This window comes from Paraburkholderia sp. CNPSo 3076 (genome assembly GCF_026343935.1).
GTDB lineage: Bacteria > Pseudomonadota > Gammaproteobacteria > Burkholderiales > Burkholderiaceae > Paraburkholderia > Paraburkholderia nodosa.
Map to the genome: position 1 here is coordinate 107,642 of NZ_JAPMAL010000011.1, position 17,461 is coordinate 125,102.

The 17,461-nt window shown below is 63.2% G+C and carries 11 protein-coding genes; 4 read left to right on the forward strand and 7 right to left on the reverse strand.

The window, feature by feature from the left end:
- Positions 1–21 precede the first annotated feature (21 nt).
- The 3 genes from M3A49_RS14695 (at position 22) to M3A49_RS14705 (ending at position 2,425) form a co-directional block, all read left to right on the forward strand.
- Complete coding sequence (locus tag M3A49_RS14695; RefSeq protein ID WP_266229274.1) at positions 22–921, forward strand: LysR family transcriptional regulator; 900 nt, start codon at positions 22–24, stop codon at positions 919–921.
- A gap of 102 nt (positions 922–1,023) precedes the next feature.
- Positions 1,024–2,058, forward strand: coding sequence for an LLM class oxidoreductase (locus M3A49_RS14700; protein ID WP_375541705.1), 1,035 nt, complete (start codon positions 1,024–1,026; stop codon positions 2,056–2,058).
- The gene (locus tag M3A49_RS14705; protein WP_266229275.1) at positions 2,036–2,425 is read left to right on the forward strand and encodes a nuclear transport factor 2 family protein; all 390 of its coding nucleotides are present in this window, start codon (positions 2,036–2,038) and stop codon (positions 2,423–2,425) included. The genes M3A49_RS14700 and M3A49_RS14705 overlap by 23 nt, the downstream gene beginning before the upstream one ends.
- 105 nt (positions 2,426–2,530) lie before the next feature.
- Here the strand turns inward: M3A49_RS14705 and M3A49_RS14710 are convergent, their stop codons facing one another.
- The 5 genes from M3A49_RS14710 to M3A49_RS14730 form a co-directional block, all read right to left on the reverse strand.
- Positions 2,531–4,048, reverse strand: coding sequence for a CoA-acylating methylmalonate-semialdehyde dehydrogenase (locus tag M3A49_RS14710; protein ID WP_266229276.1), 1,518 nt, complete (start codon positions 4,046–4,048; stop codon positions 2,531–2,533).
- A gap of 269 nt (positions 4,049–4,317) precedes the next feature.
- The gene (locus M3A49_RS14715; RefSeq protein ID WP_266229277.1) at positions 4,318–9,828 is read right to left on the reverse strand and encodes a trifunctional serine/threonine-protein kinase/ATP-binding protein/sensor histidine kinase; all 5,511 of its coding nucleotides are present in this window, start codon (positions 9,826–9,828) and stop codon (positions 4,318–4,320) included.
- Positions 9,829–9,973: 145 nt separating this feature from the next.
- Positions 9,974–11,506: an efflux transporter outer membrane subunit gene (locus tag M3A49_RS14720; protein ID WP_266229278.1), complete on the reverse strand. Its 1,533-nt coding sequence runs from the start codon at positions 11,504–11,506 to the stop codon at positions 9,974–9,976.
- A complete protein-coding gene (locus tag M3A49_RS14725; RefSeq protein ID WP_266229279.1) occupies positions 11,503–12,591 on the reverse strand; it encodes an HlyD family secretion protein in 1,089 nt (362 codons plus the stop codon). The genes M3A49_RS14720 and M3A49_RS14725 overlap by 4 nt, the downstream gene beginning before the upstream one ends.
- Before the next feature lie 12 nt (positions 12,592–12,603).
- Positions 12,604–14,229 carry an MFS transporter gene (locus M3A49_RS14730; RefSeq protein WP_266229280.1) on the reverse strand — a complete coding sequence of 542 codons (1,626 nt, stop codon included), beginning with the start codon at positions 14,227–14,229 and terminating at the stop codon, positions 12,604–12,606.
- 503 nt (positions 14,230–14,732) lie between these two features.
- Between M3A49_RS14730 and M3A49_RS14735 the strand changes: the two genes are divergently transcribed.
- Positions 14,733–15,752 (forward strand): LysR family transcriptional regulator, encoded by a 1,020-nt coding sequence (locus M3A49_RS14735; RefSeq protein WP_266229281.1) that lies wholly within the window; start codon positions 14,733–14,735, stop codon positions 15,750–15,752.
- Here M3A49_RS14735 and mug read toward each other — a convergent pair.
- Both mug and M3A49_RS14745 read right to left on the reverse strand, forming a co-directional pair.
- Positions 15,738–16,304: a G/U mismatch-specific DNA glycosylase gene (mug, locus tag M3A49_RS14740; RefSeq protein WP_266229282.1), complete on the reverse strand. Its 567-nt coding sequence runs from the start codon at positions 16,302–16,304 to the stop codon at positions 15,738–15,740. The two genes, M3A49_RS14735 and mug, sit on opposite strands and share 15 nt — an antisense overlap.
- On the reverse strand, positions 16,297–17,262 hold the full coding sequence (locus M3A49_RS14745; protein ID WP_266229283.1) for a GlxA family transcriptional regulator: 966 nt from the start codon (positions 17,260–17,262) through the stop codon (positions 16,297–16,299). The genes mug and M3A49_RS14745 overlap by 8 nt, the downstream gene beginning before the upstream one ends.
- Between the last annotated feature and the right edge of the window lie 199 nt (positions 17,263–17,461).

Sequence of the window (17,461 nt, forward strand, 5' to 3'; positions counted from 1 at the left end):
CTTCCAGTTATCGAGAAGATCATGGACCGTCTCGAAGGGATGTCCATCCTGATCGCAGTCGTCGATGCAGGCAGTTTGTCAGCCGCGGCCCGGCAGCTCGGCCAGCCGCTGGCGACCGTCAGCCGCAAGGTCGGCGATCTCGAAGCGCACCTGAAGACCCGCCTGCTCCACCGCACCACGCGGCACCTCTCGCTCACCGAGGCCGGCGAGGCCTATGTCGCTTCGTGCCGGCGCATTCTCGAGGACATTGGCGAAATCGAACGCGCCGTGACGGGCGAATACGCGGCGCCGAAGGGCTCGCTCGTGGCCACGGCGCCCGTGGTCTTCGGGCGGCTGCACGTCGTCCCTGTGATGGCGGCCTTTCTCGCGCACTATCCGGAGATCGACGCGCGTCTCGTGCTGACCGATCGCAACGTCAATTTTCTCGAAGACCACGTGGACGTTGCGGTGCGCATCGGCCAGTTGCCGGACAGCAGCCTCGTGGCGATACGGCTGGGCGAAACGCGCCCCGTGGTGTGCGCGAGCCCCGCGTATCTCGCCGAGCGCGGCACGCCGCAAGAGCCGGCCGATCTCGCGAAGCATGCGTGCATCGGTTTCGAGGGAATCAATTCGTCGCGCGCGTGGACGTTTTCCGGCGGGAAATCGGAACAGAACGTGCCGATCCACGCGCGGCTCGTGACGAACACGGCGGAATCGGCCATCGACGCCGCGACGCTCGGGACCGGCTTGACGCGGGTTCTGTCTTATCAGGTCGCGAGCGCCGTGCAGCAAGGCCGCTTGCAGCTGGTTCTGGAAACCTTTGAGCTGGCGCCCATGCCGATCCATCTCGTTCATGCCGGCCAAACGCCGCTGCCGCTCAAGCTGCGCGCGTTTCTCGACTTCATGTCGCCGCGCCTCAAGACGCGCATGTCCGCCGTCTGAATTTGCCGCGTTATTGACCGCGAGTATCAACTGTTGTTCATCTCAGGTGGTTTTTGCCAGCGTCGATCGTGCGTAACCTTGCTTGGTAATAGGGGAAACGCAATGGATATGTCAGCAATCAATGCAATGAAGGCTTCCGCGCCCGTCGAACACGCGCTTTCGGAGCAGCCCGCGTGGCGCCGCGTGTTTCGCGAGGACGCGCTCACGGTCGGCCTGATCCTGCCGCTCGAAACGCATCCGGACTCGCCCGTCCCGACCATGCGCGATCATGTCGCCATGGCGCAGCGCGCCGAGGCGATGGGCGTGGCCGCATTGTGGATGCGCGACATCCCGTTCTACGACCCTGCGTACGGCGATGCGGGCCAGATCTTCGAACCGCTGGTGTATATCGCGAGCCTCGCGGCAGTGACGAGCGAGATCGCCCTCGGCACGACCGGCATCGTCTTGCCGATGCGCGAGCCGCTTTTGCTGGCCAAGCAGGTGAATTCGCTCGACCAGTTGACGAATGGAAGGCTGCTGTTAGGGATGTCTTCGGGAGATCGACCTTCCGAGTATCCTGTCTTCGGCATCGACTTCGATACGCGTGGCGAGCGGTTTCGCGACGCGTTCGAGACTTACCGCACGGTCAGCGAGCAGCCTTTTCCGGTGTTCTCCTCGCCGCGCTTCGGCAAATCGGGCGGCACGCTCGACATGCTGCCCAAGCCGCCTTATGGACGTACCCCGGCCATTGCCGTCGGCCGGGCACAGCAGAGTCTCGAATGGATTGCCGCGCACATGGACGGTTACCTCGGCTTCGTGCCCGGCCCCGCCGCGCTCGACGCGTTCGTGCAGAGCTGGAAAGACCAGGTCGCCCAGTCGATGGGCCGCCAAGCCTTCAGGCCGATTGCCTTTGGCGGCTACCTCTATCTGCACCCGCGGCCCGACTACCCGTTCCGCGCCATCAAGGGCGGCTTCGCTATCGGCAGCCGCTCGCTCAGGCATTTCCTCGAGCAGGCACGCGAAGCGGGTGTCAGCCACGTCGCGCTGAATCCGAAAGTCACGCCGCGCCCGTATGCCGACGTACTCGACGAGTTGCACAGCGAAGTGCTGCCGTACTTTATCCCGGAGGTTTTTCATGCAACACGCGAACATACGTGACGCGCTGAATGCGCACTGGCAGGCGTCGGCGGCCGGCGATCTCGAAGCCGAACACGACATCTACGCCGACGACGCCATCTGCGACTACCCTCAGTCGGGCGAACGCATTCTCGGGCGCAGGAATCTGCAGGCCCTGCGGGGACATCATCCCGGCAAGCCGTCCGGTTTCGAAATCAGACGCATGCAGGGCGAAGGCAATCTCTGGGTGACCGAATACACCATCGCTTACCAGGGGCGATCCGCTTTCACCGTGAGCATCATGGAATTCCGTGACGGCAAGGTCGTTCACGAGACCCAATACTTTTCGGAATCCTTTGAAGCGCCCGGCTGGCGCAGCCAATGGGTTCAGAAGATCACGACCAGCTAACATCCGCATCGAAAGATCGATTGCGCAAGCTGAAAAGCGACTGATAGCCGGCCATACCCGCGCCGGCTATCTTCAAACGCGCGGCGTTTTCACGCCGCGCTTACCTTATTTCGACGCGGGCATGGCGAATTCCGCGCCCTTGTCGATGCTGTCGGGCCAGCGCTGCGTCACGCTCTTGTAGCGCGTGTAGAAGCGCACGGCTTCCTCGCCGTAAGCGTGATGATCGCCGAACAGCGAGCGCTTCCAGCCCCCGAACGAATGCCACGCCGACGGCACCGGACTCGGCACGTTGATGCCCACCATGCCGATCTGAATCTGCCGTGTAAACGTGCGTGCCGCGGCGCCATCGGCCGTGAACAGGGTGACGCAATTGCCGAGTTCGTGCGCGTTGACAAGCTCGATTGCGCTGGCGAGATCGGGCAGGCGCACCACCGAAAGCACCGGCCCGAAAATCTCTTCCCGATAGATCTTCATATCGGGTTGCACGTCGTCGAAGAGCGAGCCGCCGAGGAAGAAGCCCTCTTCGTGCCCGGCCACGGTATGGCCGCGCCCGTCCACCACGAGCTTCGCGCCAGCGGCGACGCCCGCATCGATATAACCCAGCACCTTGGTGCGGTGCGCGGCGCTGATGAGCGGCCCCATGTCCAGATCGGGCTCCATGCCCGCGCCGATGCGCAGCGCACGCACGCGCGGCGCGAGACGCTCGATCAGTTCGTCGCCAATGCTGCCTACCGCCACCGCGACCGAGGTCGCCATGCAGCGCTCGCCCGCCGAGCCATACGCCGAATTGATCAGCGCATCGACGGCTTGATCGAGATTCGCGTCGGGCATGACGACGAGATGATTCTTCGCACTGCCCAACGCCTGCACGCGCTTGCCGCGTTTGGCGCCCTCTGCATAGATATATTCGGCCACCGGCGTGGAGGCGACGACGGACATCGCGGCCACGTCGGGATGCTGAATCAGCGCATCGACGGTGCCCTTGTCTCCGTTCACCACGTTGAACACACCTTTGGGAAAGCCTGCCTCGATAAAGAGTTCCGCCAGCCGGATCGACGACGACGGCGTGCGCTCCGAAGGCTTGAGGATGAATGTGTTGCCGGTCGCGGCGGCCATGACGAACATCCAGCACGGCACCACCACCGGAAAATTGAACGGTGTGACGCCTGCAATCACGCCCACGGGCTGACGCAAATTCCAGCTGTCGACGCCGCTGCTGCTTTGGTCGGTAAAATCGGTCTTGAGCAGGTTCGGAATGCCGCACGCGAATTCGACGATTTCGATGCCGCGCATCACCTCGCCCTTAGCGTCCGAGAAGAGCTTGCCGTGGTCGCGTGTAATGAGTTCGGCAACCTCGTCCTGGTTCGCCTCGAGCAGTTCCTTGAACTTGAACATCAAGCGCGCGCGCTTGAGCGGCGGGGTTTCGCTCCAGGCTGCAAACGCGGTTTTCGCGGCCGCGACGGCGGCGGCAACCTCAGTGGGATTCGCAACCGGCACGCGCGCCGTAATGCGGCCCTGCGCGGGATCGTAGACGTCGTTGAACCGGCCGCTCACGCCAGCCGTGTTTTGACCGTCGATGAAATGTTTCAGTTGGCGCACCGCGCCCTGGTTTGCTTCGCTCATACGTCCTTCCTTTAGGGGGTTTGGGCGCTGCGCGCGGATCGAAGAGAGCCCGCGTTGTAGCGCGCGTCAAGTCAAGTGGCCGGGTATCTCCACGACTCCCCGCCAGGACCGGCAGTCATTGACCGCCGACCAGAACAGTCTACGTTTTGCGGCTCCTGGCCGAGGGGCTAGCTGCGACGGTTTGGGGACATTCCCGGCGCGTTTCCGGCCATGGCGACAACGCGGAAATCGTGGCGATCTGAAGGGTCGTATGACTTGGCGGGGCGGCGCTAACTACGCGCTGGCAGCGAGGCGTTGCCTTGTGCGGGAAGCGTGAAATGGAAGCTTGCGCCACCGGGGACGTTCGGCGTCACCCATAGGCGCCCGCCGTGGCTTTGCACGATCGATCGACAGATGGGTAGCCCCATGCCCAGACCGTCGGGCTTGGTCGTGAAAAAGGCCTCGAATACGCCCTCGGGATTGCCGGCGGCGAGTCCCGGTCCGGAATCCTGCACGGTAATGCAAAGTTCGCTTTCGTCGCTCCTGCCGGTTCGGATCAGTAGCGTGCGCTCGCCGGCTTTCACTTCGCTCATCGCTTCGAGGGCGTTGATCATCAGATTGAGCATGACCTGTTGCAATTGCACCCGGTCGCCCTGAACGCGCGGCAACCCCTCGGCGAGTTGCACCGTGAGTTCGACCCCGGACTTGCTGGCTTCGTCGCGCACGAGCGCGATCAGTTCGCGAATCATGTCGTTCACATCGAGCCCGTCGGTGCGCAGCGGCTCTTTCTTGAAGTAGGCACGGGTTCTGTCGACAATGCCGTTGGCGCGATCGCTGTCCGCGACGATCCGGGTGAGCGCGAGACGCGCTTCGTCGAAATTCGGCGGGCGGGCCGCGAGCCAGCGCGAGGCCGCACTCGCGTACGCCGCGATGGCGGTGATCGGCTGCTTCACCTCATGCGCGATCGATGCCGATAGCTGCCCCATCGTCGCCACGCGGTTCGAATGCGCCAGCACAGTCTGGAGTTCGCGGTAGCGTCGTTCGCTGTCTTGCACGTCCTGTTGCGCGCGCTTCTGCTCGGTCAGGTCGAGTATGAACGCGACGCCCTGCCCCGCGCGGTCGCCAAACGCCGCTGCACCAACCATGACGGAAACCCGGCTGCCGTCCTTGCGAAAGTATTCCTTCTCGAACGGTTTGGCGCTACCCGTGGCCTGCAATTCCGCCTTCACCCGTTCGTCGCGCTCATGCCATTCGGGCGGAGTCAGATCGGGCCAGCGAATCTGCCCGGATCGCAGATCTGCCGCGGTGTAGCCAACAATGCGCAGAAATGCGTCGTTGGCCTCGACGACATTGCCTTCGAAGTCCCAGATGTGGATGCCGATGATATTGGAGTCCACCAGGCGTCGGACCTTTGCTTCGCGTTCCTGAAGATCGGCATACAGGCGCGTATTCTCCAGTGAAATGGCGGCCTGCGAGGCGAGCAAGTCGAGCAGTGCCGAGCGGCGTGCGGTGAACACATGCGAGGTCTCGGTGTTCTCCAGATACAGCAGCCCACTGAGTTTGCCCTGCCTGACCAGCGGCAGGCAGAATACGGACCGCGTGGCGCCGCTCGCCAGATACCCGTCTTCGGGAAAGAGACTGGACGTCACGGCATCGTCGATGATGACGCGCTTGCCCGTGTGCATGACGTAACGCAGCAGCGCCGCGGGCGTGGCCGCGCCGGTGTCCGGCGAGCGCTTCACCTCGATCCCGTTGCCGTCGACACGCGCTTCCGCCTCGATGCGGTAGCCGTCCGGCTGCTCGGGCACGATCAGCAGACCACGGTCCGCGCCTGCGGCTTCCAGCGCGATCGTCATCAGGCGCTCGATCAGGCGCTTCAGTTCGATCTCACTGGAAAGCGCGTGAGAGGCCTTGAGCAGCGTTGCTGCGTCGAACTGACGCCAGTCGAAGCTGAGCGTCGACGTCAGCGTGCTCCCTTCCAGATCGGCCAGGCGCGAGAATTCGCTGTCGAGCTGCACGACCTTGCTTTGCGCGCCCCAGGCGCCGAAACACCGGCGCGCATTGCGTAAATGACCTTCGGCGCTCGTCGCGAGGCCCATGCGCAAATAGAAACGGCCAGCCAGTTCGCTGGCCATGCCTTCGTGATGCGCAAAGCCATTCTCGCGAGCGCAGCGAATGGCCTCCTCGTACAGGCGCATGGCGTCGAGTTCGCGCCCCTCCAGACGCGCGAGTTCCGCGCTGAGCAACGCATGGCGGTTCTGATAGTTTTCCGGACAATGTCCGGCCCACGTTTCAAACTTCTCGAGTGTCTCTGCGAGCAGGCGTTTGTCAATTTCCTGCTGCTCGGGAGAAGACTCGGGATAAAGCGCCGTCAAGGTGAGCATATGAAAAAAGTGAAAGGTCGGTTCGATCGCCAGCGCCATCACCGAACTCAGCACGGCCTGCGCCTGCTGCACAGCCGCCAGCGCTTCGACATAGCGGCCATCGAGAAACGCGAGTATGACCTTGATGATTCGATAGACGCCAATGGCGCAACCGAAATTCGACTTGACGATCGCCTCGAAACAGGCGGCTTCGTCGAACGTCTCGTCATTCAGATCGAACGGTTTAGGCGTCCTGCCCCGCAGACTGATGACGCATTGCCGTTCGACTCGAATCAGTTCGTAGACCGCGTCGTTGTGGCTCTGCCGCATGAGCGCCGCGTACTTTTCGGCTATCGCCTGCACGTCTTCGAGCGCGGCGCCGCTCTCGAGCGACTGCCAGACGGCATTGAACGCCACGTTGCCGGCAAAAACGAAATCGCCCACTTCCATGCACTCGGCTGTCGCCCGTTCCAGCACCGGGAGATTCGCAGCGATATGGCGGCGCCAGAAATTGACGTGGGCGCCATACAGATGAAGCAGCTTTCCATTCAGGTGCCGATTGCCGAATCTCTCGTTCAGTTTCAGTGACATCTCCGACACCTGAACCGCCGTGGGAATATCGCCGATCAGCGAGACCAGCATGAGCGCGTAGTTGCCGAACGCAAAACTCGAGTTATCGGTCATGCCGTGTTGCAAGGAGAGATTGACCGCCTCGAGCGTGACGAGCGGATAAAACGCGGGCCGCGCGGCAAACGCGCAGTTCATCGCCTGCAGGAGCAGATTGACGATCGCGTGGATCGCGGGGTCCGTCGCCACCGGCGCCTCGACGAGTTCGCCGATGGAACGGCCTGCCTGATTGACGCGAACGTCCTGCAGGGCGGCATGGAACGCCGCCTGAATCGCCTCATCGGTTTCAGGAAAGTGGATATCGAAGCCGCGCAGCGCAACGAGCGCGACCGCGAAGCTTTCGTCGTATCTTCCGGCAAGCTGATACAACTCGATGCGCAAGCTGTAGACCTTGGCGCGATCGAGACTGGAGCGCGCCGTGGCGAGCATGATGTCCGCCAGGGCATCTGCTTTTGCAAAGTCGCCCACCAGATATTCGCACTCCGAGAAAGCGAGATAGAGTTCGAACGTGCTCTCGTAGCGCAGGGTCCACGCAGCGGGCGACAGCAAGGCCACGCCTTGCGCGAGATAGCCGCGCGCGGCCACGTAGGCCGTCGAACGCATGGCCCGCCTGCCCGCGACGAGATTCACGGCAACTGCCTGCTCACGTTCCGTTTCATCCACGATCAGCGCCGCGCCGCGATTGAGATGATTCACGATGTCGAAAATCGCCTCTTCGAGCGCGTCCGGCGGCGTGCGCGACACCAGCGCCCGGCCGATGCGCAGGTGCGCGGCAGCCCGTTCGTTGGCCGGAATGAGCGCGTACGCGGCCTCCTGCACGCGATCGTGCGCGAATTCATAGACATTGGCCTCGCGAAAGACCAGGCCCGTTCGCACGGCTTCCCACAGGTCCGCGTGCATCTTCTCTTCGGAGCCGCCCTGAACCCAGGTCAGCGCGGCGACTTCGGCAACGTTGCCAAGGCACGCCAACTGGCCTAGTGCGTCGCGCGCCGCGGGCGGCAGCCGGCTCAACTTCGCCGCCATCAGATCGGCGACGTTCTCGGTGTAGCCCTTCGCGCGAATGCGCGGCAGTTCCCAGCCCCACTTCGCGACGCGCGGGTCGAAGGTGAGCAGGTCTTCATCGGCGAGCGCGGTCAGAAACTGGATCGCGAAGAACGGATTGCCGCCGCTTTTCTCATGCGCCAGTTGCGCCAGCGGGGCGGCGCTGGCGCGGTCACAGTGCAGCGCATCCGCCACGAGTTGCGTCACGCTGTCCCTTGTGAGCGGCGCAAGCTCGATTTGCTGCACTTTGCCTTCGGCGCGGGCAATCGACTCGAGCGTGCGCGCGAATGGGTGGGTAGCGTCGACCTCGTTGTCCCGATAGGCGCCCACCAGCAGAACGTGCCGCACGTCCGGATGCGTGGCGAGATGCGCGAGCAGATCGAGCGTCGCCGTATCGACCCACTGCAGATCGTCGATAAACAAGGCGAGCGGGTGCTCCGGCCGCGCAAATACGCCGAGAAAGCGTCGAAATACGATCTGGAAGCGATTTTGCGCGTCTTGCGGCGGCAGCGTCGGCGCAGCCGGCTGCTCGCCGATGATGAGCGCAAGCTCAGGGATCAAATTCACGATCAGTTGCCCGTTGGGCCCGAGTGCGTCCATCAGTGCGCGCCGCCACGGCTCGACCTCGGCCTCCCGCATGCTCAGCAGGTTGCGCACGAGGGTCTGGAAGGCTTGCGCGAAAGGCACGTACGGAATGCCGCGCCGGTACTGGTCGAACTTGCCGGAAGCGAAGAGACCGCGCGGCGGGACCAGCACCCGGTGCAACTCGTTCACGACCGACGACTTGCCGATGCCCGGATAGCCCGAGATCAGCACCAGTTCGACCGACCCGTTGCCGACCACGCGATCGAACGCGCTGGTCAGTGCTTCGATTTGCGCCTCGCGCCCGTACAGCTTCTCGGGAATCAGCAACCGGTCGGACGCGTCGTGCTCCCCCAGCGGGAATGGGTCGATGCGATGGTGCGCTTCCCACTCCGCGAGGCACGAGCGCAGATCGGCCTCGAGTCCCGCCGCAGTCTGATAGCGGTCCTCGGCGGCCTTCGCGAGCAGCTTCAGCACGATGCCCTCGAGCGCCTGCGGAATCGCGTCGCGGCGCGCCCGGGGCGGCGTGGGCTTGCGCGCGATATGGCAATGAATCCACTCCATTGCGTCCGAGGCCTTGAACGGCAGCGACCCGGTGAGCATCTCGTACAGCGTGACGCCGAACGAATAGAGATCGCTGCGCGTGTCGATCGAACGGTTCATGCGGCCGGTCTGCTCGGGCGCCATATACGCAAAGCTGCCGGCTACGATCTCGGGCGGCGCGGGCGGCTGATGTTCGTGCGGCAGTTGCGAAGCGATGCCGAAACCGGTGAGCCGCACGTTGCCGCTGCTGTCGACGAGCACATTCGCTGGCTTGATGTCTTTGTGAACGAGGCCGCATCGATGCACGTGGCCGACCACCTTCGCCAGATTGATGGCAATGCGCAACAGGCGCGCGAGTTCGAACGGGCCGGCAAGCGAGCGATCGAGGGGTTCGCCGCCGTCGTCGTCGAGCACGAGCATGGGCGGCTCTCTGTGCCGGTAGAGCGCAAGCGGCCGCGCCGCCCAGCTGGAATCGAGCAGCGCGGCGAGTCCGTATTCGCGCTCGAGGCGCTTCATGCCCACCGGGTCCGCTCGCGTGGCGACCAGCGCGAGCACCGAGACGGGATGGCTGCGTTTGCGGGCGCGATACAGTGAAAAATCGCCGTCGTCGCGCAGCGGCTCCAGCTCATATCCAGCGAGATCCATGACGGACGCTCCTGTCATGATGCGATCTTCATCCGGAAATGATTTTGCACGCGCGCCTGTCTTTGCGCCATGGCGAGCGCCGCACCGTCATCGATTGTCCTGAACAATGATGATGCGCGAGACTAGCGGGCATTCTGGCTATGGCTTACCCGCCGTATGTCGACTCCCATCCCCCGCCCAGCGCCTTACAAAGCGTAATGAGATTCGTAGCGGCCGTGGCTCTGCTTTGCTCGAGATTGCTTTGTGCTTCGAGCAACTGCTTCTGCACGTTCAACACGTCGAGATAATCGAGCGCCCCCGCCTTGTACCGCTCCTTTGCGACCGAGAGCGCGCGCTCGTTCATGGTCACGGCTTGCGCCAGCCGGTCGCGGCGGCGCTGTTCGGCGTCGTAGGTGACGAGCGCGTCGTCCACCTCCTGCCACGCGCGCAGCACCGTCTCCTTGTAGGCAATCGCGGCCTCCTGCTGTTGCGCCTCACGCAGCTGGAGCGTGCCTTTCAGGCGGCCGCCTTCGAAGATGGGAAACGTAATGGAAGGGCCAACGACAAACTGCCCGGACGCCCAACTGGCCAGATTCGAAAGCTGAAGACTCTGAAAGCCCGCGCTTCCATTGAGCATTATGCGCGGATAAAAATCGGCCTTCGCCACGCCGATCGACGCCGTCGCCGCATGCAGGTCCGCTTCTGCCTTGCGGATATCCGGCCGGCGCTGCACGAGTTCGGAAGGAAAGCCGATCGGCACCTGCGCGGGCAGCACGGGCACCTCCTGCGCTGCAGCGAGCGTCTGGCGCAGCGCGCCTGGCTCCTCGCCGAGCAGCAGGCCGATTGCATTGATCGTCGTTTCGGAGTGCGATTCGAGTGTGGGAATCAGGCTTTCGATATTCTCCACCTGTGCCGAAGCGTTCGAGACATCGAGGTCCGTGGTCACGCCTTCATGCGCGCGCACCTGCGTGAGCTTCAGCGCGTCGTTGGCGATGTCCAGGTTTTGATGCGCGATCTGCAGGAGTTCCTGCGTGTCGCGCAACTCGATATAGTCTCGCGCAAGCTCCGCGCGCGCGCTCAGCAAGACCGCGTTGCGGTCCTCATACGAGGCTTGGGACAGCGCCGTCGCCGCTTCCACGCTGCGTCGCACGCGGCCCCAGATATCGACCTCCCATGAAGCATCGAAGCCGGCCTGATACAGGTTATAGGCGGGCGAACCCTTGGAGCCCGGCATCGCCGCCACGCCGAGAGGCGCGCTGCCGGAGGCCGACTGCGGCTGACTTTGCGTCGGCGTCACGCCAAGCAGCGAGAGGATGCCGTTTTCGCTGCCGCGTTCGCGGTTATACGATGCGGCGCCGTCGAGCGTCGGATATTCGGCTGCGCCCGCCACGCGGCGCTCGGCGCGGCTCTGCAGCAGGCGCGCGGAGGCCGCCGCCACGTCCAGGTTTGCGTCGGCGAGTTGCTTTTCCAGGCCGTTCAATACCGGATCGTTGAACAGCGTCCACCATTCCGGACCAAACTGGCCTTCGACGGCTTTGCTCGGCGCCTGCGCCGTCTGCGTGCGGTTGAAGACCTCCGGCGTCGGCGACTTTGGCGGTTCGAAGTTGGGACCCACCGTGCAAGCGGCTATTGTCAGGAACGCCAGGCATGCGAGAACCGCGAGAAAGATCGCGCGGATAGCATATTTGCTCGTGTTCATTTGCTTTCCGCTCCCTCGGCCGACGCTTCTTCGCCCCGGCCAACGGCCACTTCGGCTTCCACCGAGAGCCCAACGCTCAATGCCGCTGCAGCAGGCTGCCCGCGATCGATCGTGATCTTGACGGGCACGCGCTGCACCACCTTCGTAAAGTTCCCGGTTGCGTTGTCGGGTGCGATCGGCGCGAAGCTCACGCCGGTCGCCGGCGCGAGGCTGTCGATGCGGCCACGGATCACCACGCCGGGAAGGCTGTCGACCGTCACGCGCACGCTTTCGCCGGGCCGCATATGCGTGATCTGGCTCTCCTGGAAATTGGCGACGACATACGCGTCCGAAAGCGGAACGATGGCCAGCACGGGGGCGCCGGGCGTCACGAATGCGCCGACCCGCGCCGAGCGGCGTCCCACCTTGCCGTCGACCGGCGCGTGGATTTCCGTATAGGAGAGGTTGAGCTTTGCCTGTTCGCGCACCGCTTCGGCGTGTTGAAGTGCACCGGCTGCCTTGTCGCGCTCGGTGCGCAGAACGTCCAGGTTCTGCTGGGTAGCCGTGAGCACCGCCTGATCATGCGACTGCTGGGCAAGCTGCTCGGCGAGCGTGCTCGAAGCCTGTTGTTGCTCCTGCGCGGTCCCCGCCCCCGCCGTGGAAAGATTCTGGTAGCGCGCCGCGTTGGCCCGCGCGAAGCCGATCGACGCGTCGTCGGCGCGCAGCGTGGCGCGCGCCTGATCGACGAGCGAGGGCTGGCGCGCAATCTCCGCTTCGAAGTTCGCCACCGACGCCTTCGCGCCCACCACCTCCGCCTCGGCGCTCATCAACGCGGCGCGAAAGTCGCGGTCGTCGATGCGCACCAGCAGCTGACCGGCCTTCACGTCCTCGTTATCGTTCACCAGCACGTCCGTGATCTGCCCCGCGACTCGCGGCGCGACGAGCGTGAAATCCGCGGTGACGTAGGCGTCGTTCGTGGATTCCGAACTGGAGTGAGACAGGAGCTTCGTGCCGCCCCACGCAGCAACGCCGACAACGGCGACGACTGCCGCAATACGAAACCATTTCAACCTGGACGGTGTGGGGGTGGGTTTAGTCGATGACATGGAAAACGGACCTCATTTCGAAGCGGGCGGCGTAGTGCTCCACGGCGGATAGATCCGCACCGGCAGCACCGGAACAAGAAGAAGCAGAACGAGCGCAACGCACGCCATCACCCGGTAGAGATCGGCGGACGTCAGCACGACGGCCTGCTCGTGAATACGGTGCGCGAGTTGCCCCAGCGCGTAGGGGGTGTCGAGACCGGGGCCCGCCACCAGCGCGCGGTTGCCCAGCTGGTCGACGAGCATGCTCGAATGGAAATGTTCGCGCGCGGTGCCCACCCCCTCGATCAGACCCGTCGCGATGGCGGCGGCGAACGTCTTGACCGTATTGAACATGGCCGAAGCAAACGGGCCTTCCGCGGGCGGCAGACCCGTCGTGACGCCCATGAGGATCGACATGATCACCATGGGCTGCGCGATGATCTGCAGCGCCTGCAGCACATAGAAGTTGTCGCGAATCCACTCGGACGTCATGAAACTGCCGAGTGCGCACGTCGTGAACATCAGCGACAGACCGATCGCGATCACCCAGCGATGATCGGCGCGCCGCGTGTTCAATAGCGCCGCCGTCAAAGGGAGCGTAATCAGCAGCGGAACAGCAAGCAACAGCGAGAGCGGCGTCGTCTGCAGCGGCCGGTACGCGTGAACTTTGGCGAGAAACTGCCCGGGTATCGCCGCGACGCCGACCAGCAGGATCACGGTGCCGAGCAAGGTCGAGAGTCCATGCGTGAAATTTCTGCGCTCGAGTAACTGGAGCTTGAAGAAGGGCACGGGCTGAAACCACTCGTTGACGAGGAAGACCACGAGCAGCAGCGCGCCGCCGCCAAGCATCACGCGGATAAAGTCCGATTCGAACCAGTCGAGCCGGTCACCTTGCAAGAACCCGGTCACGAGCATGGCAAACGCGGGGAAGCCCGTCATCAACCCGATCCAGTTGAACGTACGAAAGCGCTCGAGCTTGACTGGATCGTCGGGCAGCCCCTGCTGAATCGCGATACAGCACAGCACGCCGAGCGGAATGATTTGCCAGAACGCCATGCGCCAGCTCACGAACTCCGTCCACAACGCGGCGAGCGGTGTGCCGAGCGCCGGTCCGAAGGTCGCAGTGAGCGCGTAGCCTGCGAGCCCATACAGCTTGAATTTGGGCGGCAGATAACGCAGCGCCACGATGATCAGCATGGGGGGCAGACAGCCGCCCGCGATTCCCTGGAAGATACGCAAGACGTAGAGCGTCGCCAGATTCGGCGCAAACGGGCACAGCAGTCCGAACAACATCGTGGCGAGCACAGCGCCGATCGTGAAGCGCTTGAGCGTAAAGGTGATGCCGAACCAGGGTGCGAATACCATCGTCGCGACGTTGGCGGCTTCGAAGAGCGACGTGAGCCACGTCCCGTCGTCATGCCCGATCAGGAACGCGCCCTGGATATCGGCCATCGCCGCCGCGGTAACCTGTTCGTTGAGGATGGCCAGCAAGGAAGCGAACAACATGCCGAGCAGGCCCACGACAATGCGTCCCGTGAACGCCACTTGCGCGGGGGCAGGCTGCGCCGGCGCCGCGGCTTCGCGTACAGGGCGTGGCTCCAACGCCTGCGGGGCCGTCGCCGCTTCCGTTCCAGTCGTCAAAGGGTTCGCAGTTGTCATGGGGATCAGCAACTTCTCGGGTTTCGTTAGCTATACTGTTTGATGTGGCTATTTCACTGTGAGGCCATTCAGTGCCCTGCGTCCTCACGCGATGCGATGACCACATCATCGGTTTCGGCGCGCATTGTTGCTGTTCACTGACGGCTTTATTGTCAGAGATGAACCCAATTTCTTAAAGTCTTGCCTGGCCTGATTTTGGGCCATCTAGTACGAGAATTTTGCCAGGCCGTCCGGTCGTGATTCGCCCAACGCGTGTGCGCTGCGCCAACGCAAACCTGACTGATTACACATGGGTCATTTCTGCGCTGTTTTGAGCCAATCCAGCTTGCGAGGCGATACCAGACGCCGCACGATGCCTAGAATCGCGGCGTAGGCATTCAGGCCGCGGGTTAATCGTGATAGACACGATCAACGAAGGTTTGAAAACGAACCAGCAACGGTAGGCGCCGAACGGCTTTTACTTTTGTTTTCCGTTTGCAAGAGGCTCAGATTGGGAAGTCAAGATGGACAGATTACGCGAGATGGAGGTTTTTGTAGCCATCGTTGAACGCGGCAGCTTCAGCGCCGCATCCGAAAAATTCGGCTTGTCGCGAGCGGCGGTTTCGCGGGCGGTCAACTCGCTCGAAACGCGCCTGGGCGCCCAGTTGCTCGCGCGCACGACACGCTCGGTCCGACCCACGGACGCGGGCGCCACTTACCTCGAGGCCTGCCGCAAGCTGCTCGATGGCATCACCGACGCGGAGTCGCATATTGCCGTGGATCCCGCCAACCCGGTGGGCACGCTCACGATTACCGCGCCGGTCCAACTCGGCCAGCGCTTCATCGCCCCGCTCGTCAACGCCTACACGCTGCGCTACCCCGACGTCAGCGTGAACGCCGTTTACCTCGATCGTCCCACGCGCCTGCTCGAAGAAGGCGTGGATATCGCCATACGTATTGGCCATCTCGAAGATTCGTCGACTTTCGCGGTGCGCCTGGGATCCGTGCGGCGGCAAACTTTTGCGTCACCCGCTTATCTCGCCGGGCATGGAGAGCCCATGCATCCGCGAGACCTGGTCGGCCACCACTGCGTTTCCTTTACCGGCGTTTCCCAACCGTTCGAGTGGATGTTTTACGAAAATAACGCGAAGATTCCTGTACGGCTGCAGCCGAGATTGATCGTCAATCTGGCGGCCGCCGCGATTTCGGCCGCGGAAGACGGCGTGGGTATCACGCAGTTGCTGTCTTACCAGGCCGCAACCGAAGTGTCCTCCGGAAATCTGGTGCCCATTTTGCGCGCGTACGAACCCGAATCGGCGCAGGTCAACCTGCTTCATGTCGAACGGCGCGGAACGAGCGGAAAGATTCGGTCCTTCGTCGAGTTCGTGACCGAAACGCTGCGAAACAATGCGTATCTTCAATGCGCGAGCGGCTTGACGACCGAAGGCGAATGTACGCCCGGTCCAGGCAAGCGCGAACTCGCAAGGCATCCCGCTGCGCCTGCACAATATCCGCAGTCGCTGATTCATTCAATCGACAACTGAGGAAATCTGAGCCGCTATGCGAAGTTCGCGGTAGGCGCTCACGAGCGCGTCGAGGCTGAATGCGCGATTCAAGCCGCTCGGGTTCGGCAAAACCCATGCACACGCGCCGCCGCACTGGCTGGACTGCAAACCCCACTGGATATCTCGCTTGCCGGACATTTCGGCAAGCGCCATCTTGCCAAGAAAGGCGATAAACCGTGGCGCGTAGTGTTGAACCTTCCGTTCGAATTGCGCCGCAGCAGCCTGAATCTCCGCTCTCGACAATTCGTCCGCGCGTGCCGTCGCGCGCGAGACCACCGTAGTCAGACCAAAGCCATGCTGCAGCAACTCACGGTCGTTCTCGGGGCGAAATTCTTCCGGCGTAAAGCCGGCGCGATGGAGCACTCGCCAGAACCGGTTCCCTCTGCCATCGAAGTGGTGCCCCGTGGCGACCGCACGCATGCCCGGATTGATCCCGCAAAACAGTATCGACAGACCGGGCTCGATGATATCGCGAAGGCACGGCGCACAATCGGCGCGCGCCGGCTCCGCCAGGCAATCGTCGCTACGCACTCGCCTCCCCGCGGAATCGCAGGCGATATTGTTTTGGCGTGACGTTCAGGCGCCGCGAGAACGTCGTGCGCATATGCGTGGCGCTATGAAAGCCACATTTGAATGCGACCGTCTTGAGCGGTGCATCCGTGTCCTCCAGCAGCTTTCTCGCCGTGTCGACGCGAACCTGCTCGACGAATACGGAGGGCGTGACCTTTGCGTTTTTGGCGAATATGCGCGACAAGGTGCGTCGGCTCACGGCAGCCGCGCTCGCCAGCGCCTCGATCGAAAGCGTATCGGTGATATGTTCGCTCACGTAGCGATACACCTTGCTGAGTATCGGGTCCTCGTCCTTACCGGCGCCGATATACGGGCTGTACTGAGACTGCCCGCCTTCGCGCTGGATATACACCACCAGCCGCTTCGCAACCCGCACCGCCAGTTCGTGTCCCCAGTCTTCCGCCACCAGCGCGAGGCACAGATCGATGCCCGCGGTCACGCCCGCCGACGTGAACAGCCGCCCGTCGCGAACGAAAATCCGGTCCGGCTGCACATTGGCGTGCGGAAATTCATTGGAGAGACGGCCGGCATCCGACCAGTGAGTCGTCACGTCCTTGCCATCGAGCAGCCCTGCATGAGCGAGTACGAATGCGCCGTTGCACACCGAACCAAAGCGGCTTGCACTGCGCGCCTGATTTTGCAGCCAGGCCAGAAACGCATTCGACGGATGCAGGTCGGGCAACTGCGGCCCACCGGCTACGAGGAGCAAGTCCCATTGCACGTCGCTGTCGGCATAGCCAAGCGAGACCGCCAGTTGCATGCCGTTCGAGCAGGTCACGGCGCCCGCCTCGCGCCCGACGAGTGTCACCTCGTAGCGCTGATGCTCGGAGAGGAATGTGTTCGCCTCGGCGAACACATCGAGTGGGCCTGCAACATCTAGCGCCTGCACACCATCGAATACAACAATGGCGACTTTCATGCCGTGACCTTCAGAGGTGGTGTCCCAACCAGGACCGTGGCGCAGCTTAACGCATCGTCACTAGCTGGTGCAGTCTGTCCCCGGAAAAAGTATTTTGCGTCGGTGTAACAAATCGGCAGCGTGGCCCAAAACATCCACTAGTTGGCAGGCGGCGGCACCACGCGCGCATTTCGCCCGCTGCCCCGCATAACTAGACTGT